The organism is Pseudomonas sihuiensis, assembly GCF_900106015.1.
Classification (GTDB): domain Bacteria; phylum Pseudomonadota; class Gammaproteobacteria; order Pseudomonadales; family Pseudomonadaceae; genus Aquipseudomonas; species Aquipseudomonas sihuiensis.
In genome coordinates this window covers 4,511,240-4,532,937 of record NZ_LT629797.1, presented here as the reverse complement: position 1 = coordinate 4,532,937, position 21,698 = coordinate 4,511,240, and the positions used below count along the sequence as shown (strand labels likewise).

The 21,698-nt window shown below is 64.7% G+C and carries 20 protein-coding genes and 1 pseudogene; 12 read left to right on the top strand and 9 right to left on the bottom strand.

The window, feature by feature from the left end; genetic code table 11:
* Position 1: 1 nt before the first annotated feature.
* Both cysQ and nudE read right to left on the bottom strand, forming a co-directional pair.
* The gene (cysQ, locus tag BLT86_RS21330) at positions 2–820 is read right to left on the bottom strand and encodes a 3'(2'),5'-bisphosphate nucleotidase CysQ (RefSeq protein WP_092379430.1); all 819 of its coding nucleotides are present in this window, start codon (positions 818–820) and stop codon (positions 2–4) included.
* Positions 817–1,383, bottom strand: coding sequence for an ADP compounds hydrolase NudE (nudE, locus tag BLT86_RS21325; protein WP_084340969.1), 567 nt, complete (start codon positions 1,381–1,383; stop codon positions 817–819). Before nudE ends, cysQ begins: the two co-directional genes overlap by 4 nt.
* Before the next feature lie 123 nt (positions 1,384–1,506).
* On the opposite strand from nudE, the gene yrfG reads away from it, so the two are divergent.
* Positions 1,507–2,187 (top strand): GMP/IMP nucleotidase, encoded by a 681-nt coding sequence (gene yrfG, locus BLT86_RS21320; protein ID WP_092380472.1) that lies wholly within the window; start codon positions 1,507–1,509, stop codon positions 2,185–2,187.
* 75 nt (positions 2,188–2,262) lie between these two features.
* Here yrfG and lysM read toward each other — a convergent pair whose 3' ends face one another.
* Positions 2,263–2,700, bottom strand: a complete 438-nt coding sequence (lysM, locus tag BLT86_RS21315; RefSeq protein ID WP_092379427.1) for a peptidoglycan-binding protein LysM — start codon at positions 2,698–2,700, stop codon at positions 2,263–2,265.
* Positions 2,701–2,819: 119 nt separating this feature from the next.
* Between lysM and BLT86_RS21310 the strand changes: the two genes are divergently transcribed.
* From BLT86_RS21310 to BLT86_RS21275, 8 genes are all read left to right on the top strand, one after another.
* Positions 2,820–3,707 carry a LysR family transcriptional regulator gene (locus tag BLT86_RS21310; RefSeq protein WP_074855182.1) on the top strand — a complete coding sequence of 296 codons (888 nt, stop codon included), beginning with the start codon at positions 2,820–2,822 and terminating at the stop codon, positions 3,705–3,707.
* Between the two features lie 97 nt (positions 3,708–3,804).
* The gene (fdhD, locus tag BLT86_RS21305; RefSeq protein WP_003458763.1) at positions 3,805–4,620 is read left to right on the top strand and encodes a formate dehydrogenase accessory sulfurtransferase FdhD; all 816 of its coding nucleotides are present in this window, start codon (positions 3,805–3,807) and stop codon (positions 4,618–4,620) included.
* Positions 4,617–6,956 carry an FdhF/YdeP family oxidoreductase gene (locus BLT86_RS21300; protein WP_003458760.1) on the top strand — a complete coding sequence of 780 codons (2,340 nt, stop codon included), beginning with the start codon at positions 4,617–4,619 and terminating at the stop codon, positions 6,954–6,956. Before fdhD ends, BLT86_RS21300 begins: the two co-directional genes overlap by 4 nt.
* 115 nt (positions 6,957–7,071) lie before the next feature.
* Complete coding sequence (locus BLT86_RS21295) at positions 7,072–7,482, top strand: YMGG-like glycine zipper-containing protein (protein WP_055984511.1); 411 nt, start codon at positions 7,072–7,074, stop codon at positions 7,480–7,482.
* Between the two features lie 179 nt (positions 7,483–7,661).
* On the top strand, positions 7,662–8,801 hold the full coding sequence (locus tag BLT86_RS21290; RefSeq protein WP_003458757.1) for an MlaE family ABC transporter permease: 1,140 nt from the start codon (positions 7,662–7,664) through the stop codon (positions 8,799–8,801).
* Positions 8,798–9,583: an ABC transporter ATP-binding protein gene (locus tag BLT86_RS21285; RefSeq protein WP_003458756.1), complete on the top strand. Its 786-nt coding sequence runs from the start codon at positions 8,798–8,800 to the stop codon at positions 9,581–9,583. The genes BLT86_RS21290 and BLT86_RS21285 overlap by 4 nt, the downstream gene beginning before the upstream one ends.
* A complete protein-coding gene (locus BLT86_RS21280; RefSeq protein WP_003458755.1) occupies positions 9,584–10,501 on the top strand; it encodes an MlaD family protein in 918 nt (305 codons plus the stop codon). It begins immediately after the preceding gene.
* Positions 10,498–11,097, top strand: coding sequence for an ABC-type transport auxiliary lipoprotein family protein (locus BLT86_RS21275; protein WP_092379424.1), 600 nt, complete (start codon positions 10,498–10,500; stop codon positions 11,095–11,097). Before BLT86_RS21280 ends, BLT86_RS21275 begins: the two co-directional genes overlap by 4 nt.
* Positions 11,098–11,298: 201 nt before the next feature.
* On the opposite strand, the gene BLT86_RS21270 is transcribed toward BLT86_RS21275, so the two are convergent.
* The 3 genes from BLT86_RS21270 to hslO form a co-directional block, all read right to left on the bottom strand.
* Positions 11,299–13,221, bottom strand: coding sequence for a RecQ family ATP-dependent DNA helicase (locus BLT86_RS21270; RefSeq protein ID WP_092379421.1), 1,923 nt, complete (start codon positions 13,219–13,221; stop codon positions 11,299–11,301).
* Between the two features lie 192 nt (positions 13,222–13,413).
* The gene (locus BLT86_RS21265; protein ID WP_092379418.1) at positions 13,414–14,955 is read right to left on the bottom strand and encodes a phosphoenolpyruvate carboxykinase; all 1,542 of its coding nucleotides are present in this window, start codon (positions 14,953–14,955) and stop codon (positions 13,414–13,416) included.
* Positions 14,956–15,112: 157 nt separating this feature from the next.
* A complete protein-coding gene (gene hslO / locus BLT86_RS21260) occupies positions 15,113–16,000 on the bottom strand; it encodes an Hsp33 family molecular chaperone HslO (RefSeq protein ID WP_092379415.1) in 888 nt (295 codons plus the stop codon).
* A gap of 216 nt (positions 16,001–16,216) precedes the next feature.
* Between hslO and BLT86_RS21255 the strand changes: the two genes are divergently transcribed.
* Positions 16,217–17,161, top strand: coding sequence for a phosphatase PAP2 family protein (locus BLT86_RS21255; protein WP_231976557.1), 945 nt, complete (start codon positions 16,217–16,219; stop codon positions 17,159–17,161).
* On the opposite strand, the gene BLT86_RS21250 is transcribed toward BLT86_RS21255, so the two are convergent.
* Positions 17,109–17,537, bottom strand: a complete 429-nt coding sequence (locus BLT86_RS21250; RefSeq protein ID WP_092379412.1) for an RNA-binding S4 domain-containing protein — start codon at positions 17,535–17,537, stop codon at positions 17,109–17,111. The two genes, BLT86_RS21255 and BLT86_RS21250, sit on opposite strands and share 53 nt — an antisense overlap.
* Positions 17,538–17,650: 113 nt before the next feature.
* Here BLT86_RS21250 and rimB point away from each other — a divergent pair, with 113 nt between their 5' ends.
* Entirely contained in the window at positions 17,651–18,121 is a 471-nt protein-coding gene (rimB, locus tag BLT86_RS21245; protein ID WP_092379409.1) for a retropepsin-like aspartic endopeptidase RimB, read from the top strand.
* Positions 18,118–19,023 (top strand): 30S ribosomal protein S6--L-glutamate ligase, encoded by a 906-nt coding sequence (gene rimK / locus BLT86_RS21240; protein WP_092379407.1) that lies wholly within the window; start codon positions 18,118–18,120, stop codon positions 19,021–19,023. The genes rimB and rimK overlap by 4 nt, the downstream gene beginning before the upstream one ends.
* Before the next feature lie 23 nt (positions 19,024–19,046).
* Here rimK and BLT86_RS26265 read toward each other — a convergent pair.
* Together BLT86_RS26265 and BLT86_RS21230 are read right to left on the bottom strand one after the other, a co-directional pair.
* Positions 19,047–20,286 (bottom strand): annotated as a pseudogene (locus BLT86_RS26265) (EAL domain-containing protein); the annotation flags it as partial.
* Between the two features lie 54 nt (positions 20,287–20,340).
* The gene (locus BLT86_RS21230) at positions 20,341–21,657 is read right to left on the bottom strand and encodes an ATP-binding protein (protein WP_003458711.1); all 1,317 of its coding nucleotides are present in this window, start codon (positions 21,655–21,657) and stop codon (positions 20,341–20,343) included.
* Positions 21,658–21,698 lie beyond the last annotated feature (41 nt).

Below are 21,698 nucleotides of genomic sequence, written 5' to 3'. Positions count from 1 at the left end.
ATTAAAGCGCCCGCGCTAGCTCGATCAGCTCGCCACGCCACTCGGCGGCGGCCGGCAAGGCCAGAAACGAGGGGTTGAGAAAGGATTCGCGCGCCTCGTAGGTCAGCACTTCGCCGGCCAGATTCAGCACTTCGCCACCCGCCCCTTCCAGCACGCCCTGTGCCGCGGCGGTGTCCCACTGCGAGGTAGGCGCCAGACGCGGGTAGCAGTCGGCATTGCCTTCGGCCAGCAGACAGAACTTCAGCGAACTGCCGATATTGGCCAGCGCCGGCTCGCCGAAACGCGCGGAAAGCCCCACCAGCAGAGTTTCCTGCGCGGCGCTGGAGTGACGTTTGCTGGCTACCAGGGTGAAACCCTGCGCAGGCGCCAGGCGCACGCTGATCGAATACTCCTTGCCCGGCACGTCGCTACACCAGGCGCCCAGACCAGCGCCGCCGTAATAGCAGCGGCCATTGGCGGGAATACCCACCACACCGAAGACCACTCGTCCCTGTTCGATCAACGCGACATTGACCGTGAACTCTTCGGAGCCGGCGATGAATTCCTTGGTGCCATCGAGCGGATCGACCAGCCACCAACGCGTCCAGGCGGCGCGCTCAGCCAGCGGAATGTCGGCGGCCTCCTCCGACAGCACCGGCACCTCCGGCGCCAGCGCCTGCAGGCCATCGAGCAGGATATGGTGCGCGGCCAGGTCGGCGGCGGTCACCGGCGAGGCATCGGCCTTCTCCGTCACCGCCACATCGCTGCGCCAGTACGGCAGGGTCGCCGCGCCGGCGGCACGAACCAGGTCGATTACCTTGGGGATGTAGGGATGGCTCATGGACGGTACTCCCCGCGCTGAGTCAGCAGGTCGCGCACCAGGTACAGCGCCGCCAGTGCGCGGCCTTCACTGAACTGTTCGTGCTTGGCCAGGCTGGACAGCTCGCGCAGGCTGATGCGGTCGACCCGCATCGGCTCGGGCTCGTCACCCGGCAGGCGCTCTTCATACAGATTGCGCGCCAGCACCACCTGAATCTTCTGGCTCATGTAACCAGGCGACAGGCTCAGTTCGGTGATGTACTCCAGTTCGTGCGCGCCGAAACCGGCCTCTTCCTTGAGCTCGCGGTTGGCTGCCACCAACACGTCTTCACCCGGCTCGATCAGGCCTTTGGGCAGCGACAGCTGGTAATCATCGGTGCCGCCGCAATACTCCTCGATCAGCACCGCGTGCTCGGCGTCGAGCATCGCCACCACCATCACCGCGCCGTAGCCCGAGCCCTTGCCGACCAGTCGCTCATAGGTGCGCTCCGTGCCGTTGGAGAAGCGCAACTGCACTTCCTCGACACGAAACAGACGGCTGCTGGCGACAATTTCGCGAGCGAGAACCGTGGGCTTTTGGCGCATGAGGCGACTCCTTGGCGGGACCGAGCGGGTTATCATACAGCGGCTTTCGCCATTATCCGTGGCCGAGATTGCATCAAGGCGAAACAGGCCACGGAACAATTGTTCCCGATCAGAGAGATGCGCATGCCCGTACTACCCTGGCAGCAGATCGACACCGTCCTGCTGGACATGGACGGCACGTTGCTCGACCTGCACTTCGACAACCACTTCTGGCTCACCCACCTGCCGCAGCGCTACGCCGAGCACCATGGCGTCAGCCTGGCGCTGGCCGAGGCCGAGCTGCTACCGCTGTTTCGCGAGCATGCCGGTACGCTGAACTGGTACTGCACCGACTTCTGGAGCCGCGAGCTGCGGCTGTCGATCCGCGAGCTCAAGCGCGAGGTCGCGCACCTGATCGCCCTGCGCACCGATGCAGAACTGTTTCTGCGCGCCCTGCGCGAAGCGGGCAAGCGCGTGGTGCTGATCACCAACGCGCACCGCGACTCACTGTCACTGAAACTGGAACGCGTCGAGCTGGCGCCCTGGTTCGAACGCCTGATCAGCTCCCACGACTACGGTTTCCCCAAGGAGGATCAGCAGTTCTGGTTCGCCCTGCGCCAGGATGTCGACTTCGACCCTGCGAGGGCCCTGTTCATCGACGACAGCCTGCCGATCCTGCGTAGCGCCGGACGCTTTGGCGTCGCCAATCTGCTCGCCGTGCGCCAACCAGACAGCCAGGCCGGGCCTAAAGATACCGAGGAGTTCGCCGCAGTGGAGGACTACCGGGAGTTGGTGCTGGGGCTGCCTGCGACGCCCTCACTGTAGGAGCCGGCTTGCCGGCGATCGTGAATGATGCCGATCGCCGCCAAGGCCAAGCCCCCGCCGCACCTGAGCGCGGGTTTATTCGGGAATGCGCAAAACCTGCCCCGGATAGATCTTGTCCGGGTGACTGAGCATCGGCTTGTTGGCCTCGAATATCTTCATGTAGGCATTGGCATTGCCGTACTCGGCCTTGGCAATCGCACTCAGCGTGTCGCCCTTCTTGACCGTGACGAAGCGCGCTTCGGGCGCGGGCATGGTCACGCTGATCTGATCATCGACCTCACCGACACCGGCCACGTTGCCCAGCGCCAGGAGAATCTTTTCCTTCTCTTCCTGGCTGGCCACTTCGCCGCGAGCGATGACCTTGTCGCCCTCGACGCTGACCTCGATGTTGGGGTTGCCCAGGCCAACCTTGGCAACATGTTCCTTGAGCGATTCGGCGGCCTGCGCCTCCTGACCCACCAGTGACTCCCAGAGTTTGACCCCGGCGTCTTTGACAAAGGCAAACAGACTCATGGCAATTCCTCTCGTTCCTTGCGAATGACCGGGCAAAGCGCCCGGAGACCAAAGTCTAGTTCAGGAAACACCCCTGATTAGCGTTCGCGCATTAGAATCCGGGCAAACCAGGAGCCCCCATGGATATAAAGCAGCTCAAATTCCTCGTCGCCCTCGACGAGACCCGCCACTTCGGTCAGGCCGCTGCGCGCTGCCACGTGACCCAGCCGACGCTGTCCATGCGCTTGCGCCAACTGGAAGACGAGCTGGGTCTGGAGCTGGTCCGTCGCGGCCAGCGTTTCGAGGGCTTCAGCGCCGAAGGTGAGCGTATCCTGGCCTGGGCACGCAGTGTGCTGGCCGCACAGGATGGCCTGCTCGCCGAAGCTGCAGCCTGTCGTGGGCACCTGGTGGGCACCCTGCGCCTGGGCGTGGTGCCGCTGGCCAGTTTCGACCCGATGCGCCTGATCAGTCTGTTCGCCGAGCGTCACCCGGGGCTGCGTTTCCAGTTGCACGCGCTGAGCAGCGATCAGATTCTCGAGGGACTGGTACGTAATCAGCTCGACCTTGGCCTGTCCTATCTTGACCGCCTCGACCGCGAGCACTTCGCCAGCCTGGAGCTGGCCGAAGCACGCATGGGCCTGCTCTACGATCAGCGGCATTTCCACTTCGTCAGCAGCAGCCTGCGCTGGGAGCAGTTGGCCAACCTGCCCCTGGGCCTGCTCTCCACCGGCATGCACTTTCGCCTGTCCATCGATCACAGCTTCCGTGCTCGCGGCCTGAGCCCGCAGGTACGCCTGGAGGCCGATGCCGTGCACCACCTGACTCAAGCGGTCAGCGCCGGGCTGTGCTGCAGCGTCATGCCATTACCGGCCGACGGTGCACCGACCGACGGTCATCTGCGCCTGCTACCCATCGAGGACGCTCATACCCTGGCACCTCAGGGCCTGATCATGCGCCGCGGCGCCCCTGCCTCACCGCTCGCGCAAGCCTGTTTCGAAGAGGCACGAGAGTGGCTGGCGAACGCTTGATAGATTTGCTCGATCAACACATCAAAGCCAACGATTAGACGCTTCCCGCCCATGGGCCTAGGCTTAGCTGTGTCAATCTGTCACAGAGCGCGCCTCGATGGCCAAGCCAGCCGCCCAGCCGCACATTGCCAGTGCCTATACCTACGCCGAACTCGGTGACGGTCGCGCGCAGCACGCTGCACTGGCCGAAGAATGTGCCCTGGCGATCAGCTACAACGACCTGAACCAGGCGGTGATGATGGTTTCGCCCCATCACCTGGAAGATTTTGCCGTCGGCTTCAGTTTTGGCAACGACCTGATCAAGTCAATCGACGACATCTATGACATCCAGTTGCGCGGCCTCGGTGACAGCCGCGAAGCCCGCTTGCAGGTCAGCAGCCGTGCCTTCTGGGCGCTCAAGCAGCAACGCCGGCAAATGGCTGGCACCAGTGGTTGTGGCCTGTGCGGTGTGGATGCACTGGAACAGGCGCTACCGGCCCTGACCGCCCTACCCGGCGCAGCATTACCGCCACTTGAACATCTCACCGGACTGCGCGAGCGCATCGGTGAGCAACAACAACTGGCACGCCACAGCGGCGCGCTGCATGCCGCCCTGTTCATCGATGCCAGCGGTGAGATTCGTCTGTGCCGCGAAGACATCGGTCGCCATAACGCCCTGGACAAGCTGATCGGCGCCATCGCCCGCGAACGTATCGACACTCACGGTGGCTTCGCCCTGGTCACCAGTCGCTGCAGCCTGGAACTGCTGCACAAGGCAGTACGTGCCGGCATCGGCACCCTGGTGAGCCTGTCCGCCCCTACCGCCCTGACCGTGGAGTGGGCGCGGCGCCACCGCCTCAACCTGATCCACCTGCCCCATCACAGCACGCCGCGGGTCTACAGCCCCGCGCCTGACGAAGAAGAACGACCATGAGCCTGCAACCCGTCAATCCTCGCTATAAGCCCTACAAAGGCCCAGCCGCTGGCTGGGGTGCACTGAACGCCGTGACCCGCTTCTGGCTGGACAGCAAGCAGCCGTTCAAGAACCTGCGCGCGCTGCTCAAGACCAACCAGAACGGCGGCTTCGACTGCCCCGGCTGCGCCTGGGGCGATTCGCCCGAGGACGGTCACATCAAGTTCTGCGAGAACGGCGCCAAGGCGGTCAACTGGGAAGCCACCAAACGCCGCGTGGACCCGGCCTTTTTTGCCCGCTACACGGTCAGCCAACTGCGCGAGCAGAGCGACTACTGGCTCGAATACCAGGGCCGCCTGACCCACCCAATGCGCTATGACGCCAGCACCGATCGCTACACGAAGACCACCTGGGCCGAAGCCTTCGCCCTGATTGCCAGGCATCTGAAGGCGCTGCCGAGTCCGGATCACGCCGAGTTCTACACCTCCGGCCGGGCCAGCAACGAGGCGGCATACCTCTACCAGTTGTTCGTGCGCGCCTATGGCACCAACAACTTCCCCGACTGCTCGAATATGTGCCACGAGGCCAGCGGCGTCGCCCTCGGCCAAAGCGTGGGCATCGGCAAGGGCAGCGTGACTTTCAACGATTTCGAGCATGCCGACGCCATTTTCGTCCTCGGCCAGAACCCCGGCACCAACCACCCGCGCATGCTCGAACCGCTGCGCGAGGCGGTCAAACGCGGCGCCCAGGTGGTCTGCTTCAACCCACTGAAGGAGCGTGGCCTGGAGCGCTTCCAGCATCCGCAACACGCGCTGGAGATGCTCACCAACGGCTCCGAGCCGCTGAACACCGCGTTCTTCCGTCCGGCCCTGGGCGGCGACATGGCCGCCATGCGCGGCATCGCCAAGTTCCTCCTGCAGTGGGAGCGCGAGGCGCAGGCCAAGGGTGAAGCAGCGGTGTTCGACCATGCCTTCATCGCCGAGCACACCGATGGTGTCGAGGCCTACCTGAAGCTGCTCGACGACTGCAGCTGGGAGGCGCTGCAGGCTCAGTCCGGCCTCAGCCTGCAGGAGATCGAACAGGCGGCGCGCATGTACCGCCGCGCCGAGCGGGTCATCATCTGCTGGGCCATGGGCATCACCCAGCACCACCATTCGGTGGCCACCATCCAGGAAATCGTCAACCTGCAACTGCTGCGCGGCAACCTCGGCCGCCCCGGCGCCGGCCTGTGCCCGGTACGTGGACACAGCAACGTGCAGGGCGACCGCACCATGGGCATCAACGACCGCCCGCCGGTCACGCTGCTAGACGCCCTGGAAAAGCGCTTTCAGTTCAAGGTACCGCGCGAGAATGGCCACAACACCGTCGAGGCGATCAACGCCATGATCGACGGCCAGGCCAAGGTATTCATCGGCCTCGGCGGCAACTTCGCCCAGGCCACGCCGGACAGCCCGCGTACGCACAAGGCGCTGCAGAGCTGCGAGCTCACCGTGCAGATCAGCACCAAGCTCAATCGCAGTCACCTCACCGTCGGCCGCGACGCGCTGATCCTGCCGTGCCTCGGCCGTACCGATATCGACCTGCAGGCCAGCGGCCCGCAGGCGGTGACGGTGGAAGATTCGTTTAGCATGATCCACGCCTCCTACGGTCAGCTCGAACCGCTCTCCGGCAGCGAGATGCGTTCGGAGCCGGCCATCGTCGCCGGGATCGCCAAGGCCACTCTGGGCAACCACCCGGTGGACTGGGGCGCGCTGATCGCCGATTACGACCGCATCCGCGAGCTGATCGCCGACACCATCCCCGGCTTCCAGGATTTCAACCAGCGTGTCGCTCACCCCGGCGGCTTCTACCTCGGCAACTCGGCCGGCGCGCGCCAGTGGAAAACGGCATCCGGCAAGGCCAATTTCAAGGCCAATGCGCTGCTCGACGACCTGCTGCCCCCGCAGGTGCGCGAAAGCGGTGAGACGCCGGATCTGATCCTGCAGACCCTGCGCTCGCACGATCAGTACAACACCACGGTGTACGGCCTCGACGACCGTTATCGCGGCGTGCGCGGGCAGCGCGATGTGCTCTTCGCCAACGAGGCGGACATCCTGCGCCTGGGCTTCAAGCCCGGTCAGAAGGTGGACATCCGCTCGTTGTGGAACGATGGCATCGAACGCCGGGTGAGCAGTTTCACCCTGCTCGCTTTCGATATCCCGGCCGGCCAGGCCGCTGCTTACTTCCCCGAAGCCAATCCGCTGGTGCCGCTGGAAAGCGCCGGCGTCGGCAGCAGCACACCGACCAGCAAGTTCGTCGCCATCCGCCTGCAGGCTGCCAGCGGCGGCAATCTGCTGGGCAGCAGCGCAACCAGCTGACCGGCGGCCAGGAACCTCGTACAGAAATCGCTGGTCAATGGCATAACGCTCGCCATCTGGCGGTTTCTGTTATCGAGGTGTCCATGAAGTCTCTGCAACTCTTCTTTCCCTTGGCCTGACTAGCGGCGGTTTTGCCTTTGCCGGCAATACCGAGGCCGGCCTGGGCGGCGCACTAGGTGGCGCAGTGGGTGCGATGGTTGGTCAGCAGGTCGGTGGCAACACTGGCGCTGCGGTCGGTGCCGGTCTCGGTGGCGCTGCCGGCAGCATGGTCGGCGCGGATCGCCGCAGCCGTACTGAAGCCGCCATTGGCGGCGCGCTGGGCGCAGCCGGTGGCAACGTCGTCGGGCAGCAGGTTGGTGGCAACACCGGCGGCGTGGTCGGTGCGGCAGTCGGTGGCGGCGCCGGTGGCGCACTGGGCAACTACATGGGCAATGCCAGCTATGACGATGACCGTCGCGGCAAGCATCACCGCCACTACCATGGCAAGAAACACAAGAAGCACCACAAGCACTGGCGCCGTCACTGACGGATGCCTGGGGTCTGTTGGCATTTCGACGCAAGCCGTGCGCGAAACGGCAACAGACCCTAGCCCATGCGCTCGTCATCCGAACGTTGGGGTGACCTAGCAGCTTATGCGCCGTGCCGCCGACACAGTCTGAACAGCGCGACTGGCCTGGCAGCCCCTGGCTGCGCTAAGCTGTCGCCATGACCACGCCATACCTGATCCCGCTCCAGACCAGCAGCACGGACGCCGCCAGCGGCCTGCGCATCGGTGGCGACTGGACGCTGGCCCATTACAGCCGACTCGAACCTCAGGTCCTGGCCCTGCGCGAACGCCTGCACGGCCGGGAAAACATCGACCTCGACGAACTGGCCGCACTGGATACCGCCGGCGCTGCGCTGCTGGTGGAACTGCTGGGTTGTGAGCGCCTGCGCCAACTGGCGCAACAGGACAGCCTGAGCGCCGAGCGCCGCGCCTTGCTGCTGGCAGTGGCAGACACCATGGCGGGCACTCAGCAGGTACAGGAACACGCCACACCTTCGGCACTGCGCGAAGTGCTCGGACATATCGGCGAGGCGGTGGAAGGCACCTGGTGCCAAGGCCGGGAACTGCTCGGCTTCATGGGCCTGACCCTGAGCGGCATGCTGACGATCCTGCTGCGCCCGGCGCGCTGGCGCCTGACCTCGCTGACCGCTCATCTGGAACAGTGCGGCCTCAACGCCGTGCCCATCATCGCCCTGTTGACCTTTCTGGTGGGTGCCGTGGTCGCCTTTCTCGGCGCCACCATCCTCGCCGACTTCGGTGCCACCATCTACACGGTGAACCTGGTGGCGTTCTCCTTCCTGCGCGAGTTCGGCGTGCTGCTCACCGCGATTCTCATGGCTGGGCGCACCGCCAGCGCCTTCACCGCACAGATCGGCTCGATGAAGGCCAACGAGGAGATCGACGCCATCCGCACCCTCGGTCTGAGCCCCGTCGAGCTGCTGGTGCTGCCGCGGGTGTTCGCGATGCTCATCGCCCTGCCGATCCTGACCTTCATCGCCATGCTCAGCGGCATGCTCGGCGGCGCGCTGGTCTGTGCACTGAGCCTGGACATCTCGCCGACCATGTATCTGTCGATCCTGCAGGACAGCGACCTGCTGCAGCACTTCCTCGTTGGCCTGCTCAAGGCACCGATCTTCGCTTTCCTGATCGCCCTGATCGGCTGTCTGGAAGGCTTCAAGGTCAGCGGCAGCGCACAATCGGTGGGCGAGCACACCACCTCGGCGGTGGTGCAGTCGATCTTCGTGGTCATCCTACTCGACGCCCTGGCGGCGTTGTTCCTGATGGAGATGGGCTGGTGAGCCAGGAGACCATCATCGAGGTACGCGACCTGTGCAACCAGTTCGGCACACAGGTGGTGCATCAGCATCTGGACTTCGACCTATATCGCGGCGAAATACTTGGCGTGGTAGGCGGCTCGGGGACCGGCAAGTCCGTGCTGCTGCGCAGCATCGTCGGCCTGCGCCAGCCCAATGCCGGCACCGTACGGGTGTTCGGCGAGGAACTGCTGAGCCTGCCGGCCGAGCGGCGCTCGCAACTGGAACGGCGCTTCGGCGTGCTGTACCAGCGCGGCGCGCTGTTCTCCTCGCTGACCGTCAGCGAGAACATCGCCCTGCCGCTGATCGAACACGCCGGCCTGTCGCGCGCGGCAGCCGAACGCCTGGCCAGGGTCAAGATCGCCCTGGCCGGCCTGCCGCAGGATGCCGCCGACAAATACCCCAGTTCGCTGTCCGGCGGTATGGTCAAGCGCGCCGCCCTGGCCCGCGCCCTGGCACTGGACCCGGACATCCTGTTTCTCGACGAACCCACCGCCGGCCTCGACCCGATTGGCGCGGCGGCCTTCGACCAGTTGATCCGTACCCTCAGCGACAGCCTGGGCCTGAGTGTATTTCTGGTCACTCACGACCTGGACACGCTCTACAGCATCTGCGACCGGGTCGCGGTGCTGGCACAGAAAAAGGTGCTGGTGGCCGACCGCCTGGACGTGGTGGCTGCCACCGACGATGCCTGGATTCAGCAATATTTTCACGGCCCGCGCGGACGCGCGGCTGCGCAGGCCGCCACCGCGGCAAGGAGTCAATGAATGGAACCCAGAGCCCATCACGTGCTGATCGGCCTGTTCACCGTGCTCACGGTGGGCGCCGCGCTGCTGTTCGCCCTGTGGCTGAACAAGGCCGGTGCCGATCGCGCCTTCACCGATTACGAGGTGATCTTCAACGAAGCGGTCACTGGCCTGTCACAGGGCAGCGCGGTGCAATACAGCGGGATCAAGGTCGGCGACGTGATCAGCCTGGGGCTCGATCCCAACGATCCGCGCACCGTGCGCGCGCGTATCCGCATCGTCGGCCATACCCCGATCAAGCAGGACACCCGCGCGCGCCTGGCGATCACCGGCGTCACCGGCCTGGCGGTAATCCAGCTGCACGGCGGCAGCCCGGAAAGCCCGCCGCTGGAGGGCAAGGATGGCCAGCCAGGCATCATCATCGCCGACCGTTCGCCACTGTCCCGGCTGATGGCCAATGGCGAGGACCTGGTGGTCAACATCACCCGCCTGCTCAATCGCGCCAACCGCATGCTGTCACGCGAGAACGCCGAGCGCGTGTCGCGCACGCTGGAAAATCTGGAACAGGCCACTGCCGGCATCGCCGAGCAACGTGATGAGCTGGGCGAAACCCTACGTCAGACCAGTGCCGCCACCCGCGAGGCGGCCGAACTGATGCGCACCGCCAACCGTCTGCTCGACGGCCAGGGCAGTCAGGCGCTGGACAATGCCGAGCGTCTGATGGCCTCGCTGGAACGCAGCAGCCGCAGCATCGAGCAGTTGCTGGAAAGCAATCGCAGTGCGCTGGACAGTGGCATGCAGGGTCTGGGCGAGCTGGGCCCGGCGATTGGCGAACTGCGCGATACCCTCGGCGCCCTGCGCAGCTTCTCCCGCCGCCTGGAGCAGGACCCCACCGGCTACCTGCTGCGCAACGACAGCATCAAGGAGTTCCAACCATGAAGCGTCTGTCCCTGCTGTTGGCCGTCGGCCTGCTCGGCGCCTGCTCGATCCTGCCGCAGAGCGAACCATTGGATATCTACCTGCTGCCAGGCGCCGCGCTGCCGGCGCAAACTCAGCGCGTCGACTGGTCGTTGCGGGTCAACAGCCCGGTCAGCAGCCAGTTGCTCGACGGCACGCGCATCGTCGTGCTGCCCGAGCCGGGGCTGGTCAACACCTACCAGGGCGTGCGCTGGAGCGAGCGCACGCCACAGTTGCTGCGCGGCCGTCTGCTCGACGCGTTTCAGGATGACGGCCGCGTTCAGGCATTGAGCAACGAAGAGCAACGTCTGCAGGCCGACCTGGAGCTGGTCAGCGACCTGCGCAGTTTCCATAGCCAGTATCGTGACGGCCGCCCCGAGGCGCTGATCCAGCTCGACGTACGCCTGGTCGATGCCCGTGATCAGCACATCCTAGCCAGCCGCCGCTTCAGCGTCAGTCAGCCGGCGAGTGATACGTCGATTGCTGCAGTAGTGAAAGCCTTCGGTCAGGCTGGCGATCGATTGTCCCGCGAGCTGGTGGACTGGACGCTGGCCGAAGGGCAACGCGCTAACCCGTAGGGTGCGCCGCGCGCACCGAATCCCAAGCACCGATGGTGCACACAAGCTGGCCAGGTAGCCAGGATGCAATCCGGGGCATAGCGACCCGTATTCCCCGGATTGCATCCGGCTATGGGACTGGCTATGGGACTTACCTTTGTAGGAGCGAGCTCTGCTCGCGAAGCCCTTTGCCGCAGCAATATTCGCGAGCAGAGCTCGCTCCTACAGGCCCGTCAACCACTCACGCACCTCGGCGTAGGGGTAATCCTCCAGCGTAGCGAAGCCAGCTAACTGACGCGCCTTGAGCTTGGTCAACAAGGGCGTGGTCACGCCACAGAGAAAGCGCGTCAGGCACTCGTGGCTCGGCGCGTGTCCAGCGTATTGCAGGTGTTTCTCGACGAAGGCTGCGCACAGCGCCTGGGCATCGCGACCATTCAATGACGGCAGCTCGGGCGGTTGCGGCAAAGTGGCTACGCGGCCCTGACACACAGAACAATGCCCGCAGCGCTCGGGCGCCTGTTCGTCACCAAAGTACAAGGCAAGGCGCCGGCTCAGGCATTCGCGGCTCTCGAACAAACCGAGCATGGCCTGAATGCGGGCGATCTCGCTGGCCTCATGGGCGCGGAAGTGTGCGTACAGGTCATCCGCCAGGGCTTCGACGTCAAACCCGCCATCGAGCACGGCGTAGACCTCGGTCATCTGCTTGCTTTCCAGCTCCAGCCAGCCCTTTTCCTGGAAGTAGTCCAGTGCCTTGACCACCCGCGCGCGCTCGGCGCCATGGTCGCGATACAGCAGGTCAAAATCCAGGGTGCTCCAGGTTCGCGCGCGCCGTGAGCTGGCAAGAATCGCCTCGACGAACTGGCGGCGCTCGCCCTCGAACTTGGCCAGCAGCACGTCATCCTCCAGCAGCAGCTTGAAGCGGTACTCGGCGAAGTAGGCATAACGCGGGGCGATGATGCCGCGCAGTTCCAGCTGCACCAGCAGGGTCTTGAGTGGCAACGCGCGAATATTGCTCAGCTCCGACAGCTGGCCCAGCATCAGCTCCCACTGCCCGCCCGTGCCGACTGCGCGCAGGTCGTCGAGCACCGCACGAATGCCAGAGCGCTCTGGCGTATCGCCATAAACGAAGTTCTCCAGCACGCTGAGACCGTCGCGGCTGGCCAGCACCAGGCAGTCCGAAGCCTGGCCATCGCGTCCGGCGCGGCCGATTTCCTGGCTGTAGTTCTCCACCGACTTGGGCAGGTCGAAGTGCACCACGTTACGGATGTCGCGCTTGTCGATGCCCATGCCGAAGGCGATGGTGGCGACAATGCACTCCAACTCGCCGGCCATGAAGCGGCGCTGGATCGACTCGCGCACCTCATGGGCCATGCCGGCGTGGTAGGCGCTGACTGCCAGACCGTCCCGCGCCAGGCGCTCGGCCACCTGCTCGGCAGTCTTCTGCTGAGTCACGTAGACGATGCTCGCCTGGCCGCGTCGCGGCGCCAGCCATTGCTGCAGACGCTGCTGCTTGGCACCTCCGGGCACGGGCTCCACCAGCAGATTGAGGCTGGGCCGGTAGAAACCGGTGGTGACCACGTCCGCCTCGGCAATGGCGAACTTCTCGCGCATATCGGCAATCACCTTGGGCGTCGCCGTGGCGGTCAGCAGCAGCACCTGCTTGATGCCGAACTGGCGCTGATAGTCGGGCAGCTTGAGGTAGTCGGGGCGGAAGTTGTGGCCCCACTCGGAAATGCAGTGCGCCTCGTCGACCACCAGCAGGGAGATCGGCACCTGAGCGATGAAATTGCGGAAGCGTTCGTTCTTCAGGCGCTCCACCGAGATCATCAGGATCTTCAGCTCGCCGCTGCGCGCGCGGTTCATCACCTCCATCATTTGCTCGCGGCTCTGCGCCGAATCGATGCTGGCCGCGGCGATGCCATGGGCATGCAGGAACGCCAGCTGATCCTGCATCAGCGCCAGCAGCGGCGAGATCACCAGGGTCAGGTGCGGCAGGTGCAGGGCCGGCAGCTGGTAGCACAGCGATTTGCCCGAGCCGGTGGGAAAGATCGCCGCCGCCGAACGCCCGGCGAGCACGGCGCTGATCACCGCCTCCTGACCGGGACGCAGCTGATCGAAACCGAAAACACGTTTGAGGGTGGACATGCGCTGTCACTCCGTTGACCGCTGAATGGCCCCTGACCATAACGCGGTTCGCCAGGGTACGCCATGGAACGTAGCCCGGATAAAGTCCGGGAAGGGTCACCAGCCATCCCGGATTTCATCCGGGCTCCGCGACCACCACGCCATAAATGACAAAGCCGCCCGAAGGCGGCTTGGTCAGAAGCGCGGCTCAGCTTACAGCTGCGGGCCGGCGTTCTTGATCGCCTCGCTGACATCGAACTTGGCGAAGTTGTCGATGAACAGCTTGGCCAGGCCCTTGGCGGCTTCGTCGTAGGCGTTCTTGTCAGCCCAGGTATTGCGCGGGTTGAGCAGGTTGGTCTCGACGCCCGGAACGGCCTTGGGCACATCCAGGTTGATGATCGGCAGGTGCTCGGTCTCGGCACCGATCAGCGCACCGCTCTGGATAGCGGCGATCACGCCACGGGTGGTGGGGATGTTGAAACGCTTGCCGACGCCGTAGCCACCGCCGGTCCAGCCGGTGTTGACCAGGTAGACCTTGGAGCCGAAGGCATTGATGCGCTTGATCAGCAGCTCGGCGTAGACGCCAGCCGGACGCGGGAAGAACGGCGCGCCGAAGCAGGTGGAGAAGGTCGACTTGATGCCGCCGCCCGAACCCATTTCGGTGGAGCCGACCAGCGCGGTGTAGCCGGACAGGAAGTGGTAGGCGGCCTGCTCGTTGTTGAGGATCGACACCGGCGGCAGTACGCCAGTGAGGTCGCAGGTTAGGAAGATCACCGCGTTCGGCTCACCGCCCAGGTTCTTCTCGCTACGCTTCTCGACGTACTCCAGCGGGTAGGCCGCGCGGCTGTTCTGGGTCAGGCTGTCATCGGCGTAATCGGGGGTGCGCTGCTCGTCGAGCACGACGTTTTCCAGCACGGTGCCGAACTGGATGGCTTTCCAGATCACCGGCTCGTTCTTCTCGGACAGGTCGATGCATTTGGCGTAGCAGCCGCCTTCGATGTTGAACACCACGCCTTCGCCCCAGCCGTGCTCGTCGTCACCGATCAGGTAACGCGACTCGTCGGCTGACAGGGTGGTCTTGCCGGTACCGGACAGACCGAAGAACAGAGTCACGTCGCCCTCTTCGCCGATGTTGGCGGCGCAGTGCATCGGCAGCACGTCCTTTTCCGGCAGCAGGAAGTTCTGCACGGAGAACATGGCCTTCTTCATTTCACCGGCGTAACGCATGCCGGCGATCAGCACCTTGCGGGCGGCGAAGTTGATGATCACGCAGCCATCGGAGTTGGTGCCGTCACGCTCAGGCACGCACTCGAAGTTGGCAACGTTGAGGATCTGCCACTCGGCCTTGCCAGCCTGGTTGTAGGTGGTCGGGTTGATGAACAACTGACGGCCGAACAGGTTCTGCCAGGCGGTCGCGGTGGTCATCTTCACCGGCAGGTAGTGCTCTTCGGCAGAACCTACGTGAACGTGGGAGACGAAGTGCTCCTGGGCGTTATTGAACGCCGCGACGCGATCCCACAGGGCGTCGAACTTGTCGGCCGGGAACGGACGGTTGATGGCGCCCCAGGCGATCTGCGCCTCGGTGCTCGGCTCCTGAACGATGAAGCGGTCGGCCGGCGAGCGGCCAGTGCGATGACCGGTACGTACGACCAGCGCGCCGTTGGCGGCCAGTTCCCCTTCACCACGGCGAATGGCTTCTTCGACCAGTTGCGCGGCGCTGATGTCGGTGTACACGGCGTTGTTGGCTTGCGTCATGAGGGTCCCCGTCGGCCGCTGGCCGAGTCTTCCGAACGTTGTGTAGTACAGGGGCAACTGCACTACACGGTAAAAAAGTCGCGGGAGTATGCCAGAAAAGCGAACTGCTTGGCAGCCTCCGATCTGATAGAGAACGGCTATCGTTTAGAAAAGCTCATCAATGCCGCGTCTGCGACGGTGCCTCGCTACCGGCACCGGCGAACAGCTGGGCAATGTCGGCGGCGTCGAAGGCGTAGCGCTCGTTGCAGAACTGACAATCGATCACCGCGCTGCCACCCTGCTCGGCCAGCAGCAGTTCGGCATCGGCCTGGCCGAGGCTGACCAGGGCACTGGCCGAGCGCTCACGCGAGCAGCTGCAGCGGAATTGCAGCGGCTGCTCGTCGAACAGGCGCACGTTCTCTTCATGGTAGAGGCGATGCAGCAGGGTCGGGTTGTCCAGGCCGAGCAGCTCTTCGGCAGTCAGTGTGTCGGCCAGGGTCAGTACGTGGTTCCAGCTCTCGGCGCGTTCTTCCGCTTCGGTCTGATGGTGCGGCGGCAGTTGCTGCAGCAGCAGGCCGCGCGCGCGCTGGCCGTCGGCCTTGAGCCAGAAGCGGGTCGGCAGCTGTTCGGAGCTGGCGAAGTAGTTGGACAGGCACTCGGCCAGGTCGACGCCATCCAAATCGACGATGCCCTGGTAACGCTGGCCCCGGGTCGGGTCGATGGTAATGGCCAACACGCCATTGGGCATCAGACTCTGCAGGTCGGCATCGGCGCCGATCTGCTCGGCGTCATAGCGGGCAATGCCGCGCAGCTCACGAGCGCTGGAGCATTCGACCATCAGCAGCGACAGCGGGCCGTCGGAACGCGCCTGCAGTACCAGCAGGCCGTCGAACTTGAGGGTGCCGACCAGCAAGGCGGCGGCGGCCATCATCTCGCCGAGCAGTTGCGCCACTGGCTGCGGGTAGGCGTGCTTGGCCAGCACATGAGCGTAACTTTCGCGCAACGCGACCATTTCGCCTCGCACGTCGGTGTCGTCGAAGAGAAAGCGTTGACTGAAGTCGTTCATGGCGGCTGGCCCAGGGTCTATAAAAGGCTGGCGATTTTATGCACAAACGCCAGCACAACCAAGGCCCGAACATCATGTGAGCGTGTTCACACAGCAGGAATCAGCCGCTGAACCTTGGCTGAACGACTGTGCTGCCGCCCTTGTTTAGGCGCCAGCACTGCCTATCATCCGCGCGCCTGAGGTCAGGCCTGTCATAAAACTGCAAAGGGATTTCCCATGTCGAGCACGTTCATCAATCGTCACTGGCAACCACGCGCCATGCTGGTCTGCCATGTCGTGGCCGTCGTGCTGCTCGTCAGTTGGCTGTGGCAGCCCACTCGCGAGTTGTGGGACGCCTTCGACCTGTGGCTGTTCAAGCTGCTCAACGATCCAGTACATGCTGGCGGCCTGTGGGCACACGTCTGGGCCATCGGCAGCATGCGCCCAGTGGATGCGGGTGTCGGCGTGGTGATGCTGGCGGTCATGCTCAAGGCCGATCTGGTATTCACCGGGCCGCAGGTACGCCGGGCGCTGTTCGCTTTTCTGGTCGCCCTGATCGTGATGCTGCTGATGCGCGTGCTGTTCGCCGACCTGGTCGAATACATGGGCTGGCAGCACGCCAGCCCTTCTCTGGTAGTAGAAGGCAGCGCGCGCCTGACCGAGATGTTCCCGGCCTGGGAAGAACGCTGGGACCTGAAGGACAGCGCCAGCCGCAGCTTCCCCGGCGACCACGCCTCGGTGCTGCTGATCTGGGCTTATTTCATGAGCTTCTTTGCCCGCGGCTGGCGTCTGCTGCTGGTCTGGGCCATTACCGTGACCGGCATCCTGCCGCGCCTGGTGGCCGGTGCTCACTGGGGGGGCGGATGCCTTTGTCGGCGGCGTATTCCTCAGCCTGCTGGCGCTGGCCTGGAGCTGCTACACCCCACTGGGTTATCGCGCCAGCGAATGGCTGGAGAAGATTACCCTGCCAATTACCTCGCGCCTGGCCAAGCTGCCGCTGCTGGGCCGCATGAGCATCATCAGCGGGCGCTGAAGCGGGTAGCCCGGATGCAATCCGGGAGGGTCGATATGATTCCCCCGGATTTCATCCGGGCTACAAACAACGCGACTCGCTCCTACAGGCTTGCGCCTAATCCTCATCCGCCCAGGGGTGGCGCAGGCCACCTTCCTGCTGTTCGTTGAACTGATGGATCTGCCGGCGCTGCTTCTTGCTCGGCCGACCATCGGTCTGCATACCCACGGCGCCAGCTTTGCGCATGGCCGCGGCCTGCTCGCGGCGGGCGATACTTTCTTCCGTCTCGCGATACAGCAGTTGCGCCTCGGGCGCACCACGGCGGACGCTGGATAATGCCAGCACGACCACGGTGCGTTCATCGAAACCGGTGCGCAGCACGTATTCGTCGCCGATCTTCGGTTCCTTGCCCGGCTTGCAGCGCTCGCCACGATGATGCACCTTGCCACCTTCTATGGCCGCCTTGGCCAGGGCGCGGGTCTTGTAGAAACGCGCGGCCCAGAGCCATTTGTCCAGGCGCACCTTGTCGTCGTCTTTTTCGCTCATCTCGCTCTCTGATGGATTTCGCATCCGGCACGCAGGCCAGATGCAGTTGTCACAAGGCACAACTAGAATGCGCGCAATCATAGGCCGTGTAGGCCGCAGGGGGCACTCTCACCTTGAAGACTTTTGACCCACTCAGCGTGATCGGCCTGCGTGAATGGATCAATCTGCCCGAACTCGGCATCATCGGCCTGCGCGCCAAGATCGACACCGGCGCCAGCACCTCGAGCCTGCACGCCAGCGATATTCAGCCGTTCCAGCGTGACGGCGAGGACTGGGTACGTTTCACCGCCTACCTCGGCACTCAGGTGCAGCGCCGTCATCGCTGCGAGGCGCCGCTGGTTTCGGTCAAACGCATCAAAAGCTCCAATGGCCAGACGCAGAGTCGCTACGTGATCCGCACGCACCTGGCCCTCGGTGATCTGCTGTGGCCGGTGGAATTCACCCTGGCCTGCCGCAAGACCATGCGTTATCGCGTACTACTTGGCTCCAAGGCGCTGATCACCGGCCAACTACTAGTCAATCCGGCACTCAGCTATGTGCAGGACAAACCCTCACTTTCCTCTGCCCTTCCAGGTGCCCAATGAAGATCGCCGTGCTGTCGCGCAACCCGCGCCTGTATTCCACCCGCCGTCTGGTGGAGGCCGGCCAGCAGCGGGGCCATGAGATGCAGGTGATCGACACCCTGCGCGCCTACATGAACATCGCCAGCCACAAACCGCAGATCCACTATCGTGGCCAGGCGCTGGAAGGTTTCGAGGCGGTCATCCCGCGCATCGGCGCATCGGTGACCTTCTATGGCTGTGCGGTATTGCGCCAGTTCGAGATGATGGGCGTCTATCCGCTCAACGAATCGGTGGCCATCAGCCGCTCGCGCGACAAGCTGCGCGCCCTGCAACTGCTGTCGCGCAAAGGCATCGGCCTGCCGGTGACCGGCTTCGCCCACTCGCCGGACGACATTCCCGACCTGATCCAGATGGTCGGCGGCGCACCGCTGGTGATCAAGGTCCTGGAAGGCACCCAGGGCATGGGTGTGGTGCTGGCCGAAACGCACAAAGCCGCCGAGTCGGTGATCGAGGCCTTCCTCGGCCTCAAGCAGGACATCATGGTGCAGGAATACATTCAGGAAGCCGGCGGCGCCGACATTCGCTGCTTCGTGGTCGGCGACAAGGTGATCGCATCGATGAAGCGCCAGGCCAAGGCCGGCGAGTTCCGCTCCAACCTGCATCGCGGCGGCAGCGCCAGCCTGATTAAGATCACCCCGGAAGAGCGCATGACCGCTGTCCGTGCTGCCCGCGTGATGGGCCTGAACGTCGCCGGGGTGGACATCTTGCGCTCCAACCATGGCCCGCTGGTGATGGAAGTGAACTCCTCGCCCGGCCTGGAAGGCATCGAGACCACCACCGGCAAGGACGTCGCCGGGATGATCATCCAGTACCTGGAAAAGAACGCCGAACCCGGCCAGACCCGCACCAAGGGACGCGGATGAGCGCGCCCTGCTGCTGAAAACACTCAGCGCTGCCGCGCCTGCAGCCAGGTGAGAAACGCCCTCTCGCTCATCGACTGGCCAAACAGGTAACCCTGGCCGAGGGTGCAGTGCTGCTCGCGCAGGAACGCCAACTGGCTGTCGTGCTCGATGCCTTCGGCCACGCACTCCAGCTCCAGGTTGCGCGCGATCATCAGGATGGTCTGCACCAGCATGCGCCCGCTCGCAGCGCCATCCAGATCGGCGACGAAGCTGCGGTCGATCTTCAGACGATCCAGCGGCAGGCGCTTGAGGTAGGTCAGCGACGAGTAGCCGGCACCAAAATCGTCGATGGCGAAGCGCACGCCCTGTGCCTTGAGCTGTTGCATGTTGCCGATGGCATGCCCGCTGCGTCCGTCACGCTGGGCATTACGCAGCGCCTGCAACGCCGGCTGGGTACGCTCATCTCCGAGCAGGAAACGACAATTGCGCCCCAGCGCCTCCTCGGCGCTGTACCCGGTGATCTGGCTGAAGGCGGCGTTGCAGTAGACCAGCGGCAGATCGGCCTGGCGCGCGCCGGCAATGGTCATGCCCAGGGGGCTGGCCTCCATCGCCAGGTTGGCCCGGGCCAGTTGCTGCTGCATCTGCGCGCTGCGCGCCAGCGCCTGACGCAGATCGCCCAGCGCACGCCCGACCAGCAGAGTCGCCAGCATCAGCAGCACGACCGTGAAGTCCAACTGGTTGCGCTGCACATCCAGCTCGCCAAAGCCCGGACTGTCGCGCCACAGCGCCAGCGGCAGCGTGACGGCGCACACCAGCAGCACGCCGTACAACGCCCCGGCAAAGGCGTGGTGCAGCGCCAGAACCAACATGCTCAGGCCCAGCAGGAGCAGGACGAGCTGCGTCGGCAGACGGGCACTGAGCAGCATCAGCAGGACAAATGCGTCCGTCGCTAACAGCCAGCCGCCTGGCGAGCGACTGATGCTCAGGCTCGCGGAGCCAGCCACGCGCATGCAGCAACGGCGTACAGAGCGCCAGCCAGGGTGCCGTCAGGGCAGCATATTGGTGGTGTTGCTCAACCAGATCGCCAGACCGCCCTGCGTCCACTGCCCTGAAACCCCGTCAGGCAAAGAGTGCCCTGCAAGCCGAACGCTACCAAGGCACTCGGCAGCAACACCGCGAAGGCCAAGAACCGCAGCAGTTCAGGCCAGGATCGAAAGGCTGGCGCCGTAACAGCCACCAGCCCAGGGCAACGGCTGCGGTTTCCGGCAGGGCATAGAGCGGCGCCCGAATGCCTGACAGCATATCGCCAGCACTCGAGCGCGGTAATTGAACGTTCGGCTATACCGCGTCGCGCGGCAAGAGCAGGCCAAGCGGCAAACGCACCCGCGCCTCCAGGCCGCCACCACTGCGATTGCGCAACTCGACGCTGCCGCCATGCAGCGCCGCGATACGCTTGACGATGGCCAAACCGAGGCCGGTGCCGCGCCCACCACGCGCCCTGTCGCCGCGAATGAAGGGGTTGAAGATGCTGTCCAGCTCGGCCGGATCGATACCATTGCCGCGGTCCAGCACGCTCAACACCACATAGGGCGCGCTGTGATCACCTGCCAGGCTGGCTACCACCTCGACGGCATCGCCACCACCGTGATTGAGGGCGTTCTCCACCAGATTGGTGAGCAGCCGCTTGATCGATACCCGACGCAGCGGAAACGGTGGAATCGCTTCCAGACACAGGCGCACACGCTCGTTGCCCTGGTTATAGGGTGCCAGGGTTTCACGCACCAGCTCGGGGAAGTCGGCTTCCTCCACCGGCTCGCCGCGACCATCACGGATGAAGGCGAGGAACTGATCGAGAATGGCGTCCATGTCCTCGATATCGCGCACCATGTCATCGGTCAGTTCGGTGTCGTTTTCCATGAACTCCAGGGCCAGACGCAGGCGCGTCAGCGGCGTGCGCAGGTCATGCGAGACGCCAGCCAGCATCAGCTCACGCTCGCGGGCAGCCTGCTCGACATCCTCGGCCATCTGGTTGAAGGCACGATAGACCTCGGTCATCTCGCTCGGCGTATCACTCACCGGCAGCCTGACGCTGCGTCCCTGGCCAAGCTGGCGGGCAGCGAATACCAGACGCTTGAGCGGCGCATTGAGCTGACGCACGAAGATCCAGGCCGCCGCCGTGGACAGCAGGCCAATGGCGAGGAACCAGCCAAGCACGCTCCAGATGCGCTGGCCACGCAGCGGGTGCGGATACATCGGCACGCGCACCCAGCCATCCCCCAGGCTCGGCGCATGCACCCAGAGCGCCGGCGGCGTCGTGGCGCGCACGCGGGTTTCGGTGTCGGGGCCGAGCTCGGTCTGCATCTGCCGCTGGAAGATTTCGCTGTAGGGCCAGTGCTGTTCGCTGGCCGGCACCTTGTCGCGCGGAATGCGCTTGAGCCCGGCGGCCTGGGCGATGTGGTCGCGGTCATCGGGGTTGGCTGCCCAGTAGGCGCGCAAGGTCAGCGCCGCGCCGTGGCTGTACTGGCGGTCGACCAGCACATCCTCGTTCATCATCAGGTACACCAGGGTCAATGCCTTGGAGAACAGCACGACGACCAGCACCAGCCAGAGGGTGCGGGCAAAGAAGCTTTGCGGAAACCAGGCGGGAGCCTTCACGAGCGGCAAACCCCGGAGGTGCAGCGGCAAGCCTCAGGCTT

Coding starts and splice junctions, on each gene's coding strand:
- cysQ (WP_092379430.1), bottom strand. CDS start 820: ATGAGCCATCCCTACATCCCCAAGGTAATCGACCTGGTTCGTGCCGCC.
- nudE (WP_084340969.1), bottom strand. CDS start 1,383: ATGCGCCAAAAGCCCACGGTTCTCGCTCGCGAAATTGTCGCCAGCAGC.
- yrfG (WP_092380472.1), top strand. CDS start 1,507: ATGCCCGTACTACCCTGGCAGCAGATCGACACCGTCCTGCTGGACATG.
- lysM (WP_092379427.1), bottom strand. CDS start 2,700: ATGAGTCTGTTTGCCTTTGTCAAAGACGCCGGGGTCAAACTCTGGGAG.
- BLT86_RS21310 (WP_074855182.1), top strand. CDS start 2,820: ATGGATATAAAGCAGCTCAAATTCCTCGTCGCCCTCGACGAGACCCGC.
- fdhD (WP_003458763.1), top strand. CDS start 3,805: ATGGCCAAGCCAGCCGCCCAGCCGCACATTGCCAGTGCCTATACCTAC.
- BLT86_RS21300 (WP_003458760.1), top strand. CDS start 4,617: ATGAGCCTGCAACCCGTCAATCCTCGCTATAAGCCCTACAAAGGCCCA.
- BLT86_RS21290 (WP_003458757.1), top strand. CDS start 7,662: ATGACCACGCCATACCTGATCCCGCTCCAGACCAGCAGCACGGACGCC.
- BLT86_RS21280 (WP_003458755.1), top strand. CDS start 9,584: ATGGAACCCAGAGCCCATCACGTGCTGATCGGCCTGTTCACCGTGCTC.
- BLT86_RS21275 (WP_092379424.1), top strand. CDS start 10,498: ATGAAGCGTCTGTCCCTGCTGTTGGCCGTCGGCCTGCTCGGCGCCTGC.
- BLT86_RS21270 (WP_092379421.1), bottom strand. CDS start 13,221: ATGTCCACCCTCAAACGTGTTTTCGGTTTCGATCAGCTGCGTCCCGGT.
- BLT86_RS21265 (WP_092379418.1), bottom strand. CDS start 14,955: ATGACGCAAGCCAACAACGCCGTGTACACCGACATCAGCGCCGCGCAA.
- hslO (WP_092379415.1), bottom strand. CDS start 16,000: ATGAACGACTTCAGTCAACGCTTTCTCTTCGACGACACCGACGTGCGA.
- BLT86_RS21255 (WP_231976557.1), top strand. CDS start 16,217: ATGTCGAGCACGTTCATCAATCGTCACTGGCAACCACGCGCCATGCTG.
- BLT86_RS21250 (WP_092379412.1), bottom strand. CDS start 17,537: ATGAGCGAAAAAGACGACGACAAGGTGCGCCTGGACAAATGGCTCTGG.
- rimK (WP_092379407.1), top strand. CDS start 18,118: ATGAAGATCGCCGTGCTGTCGCGCAACCCGCGCCTGTATTCCACCCGC.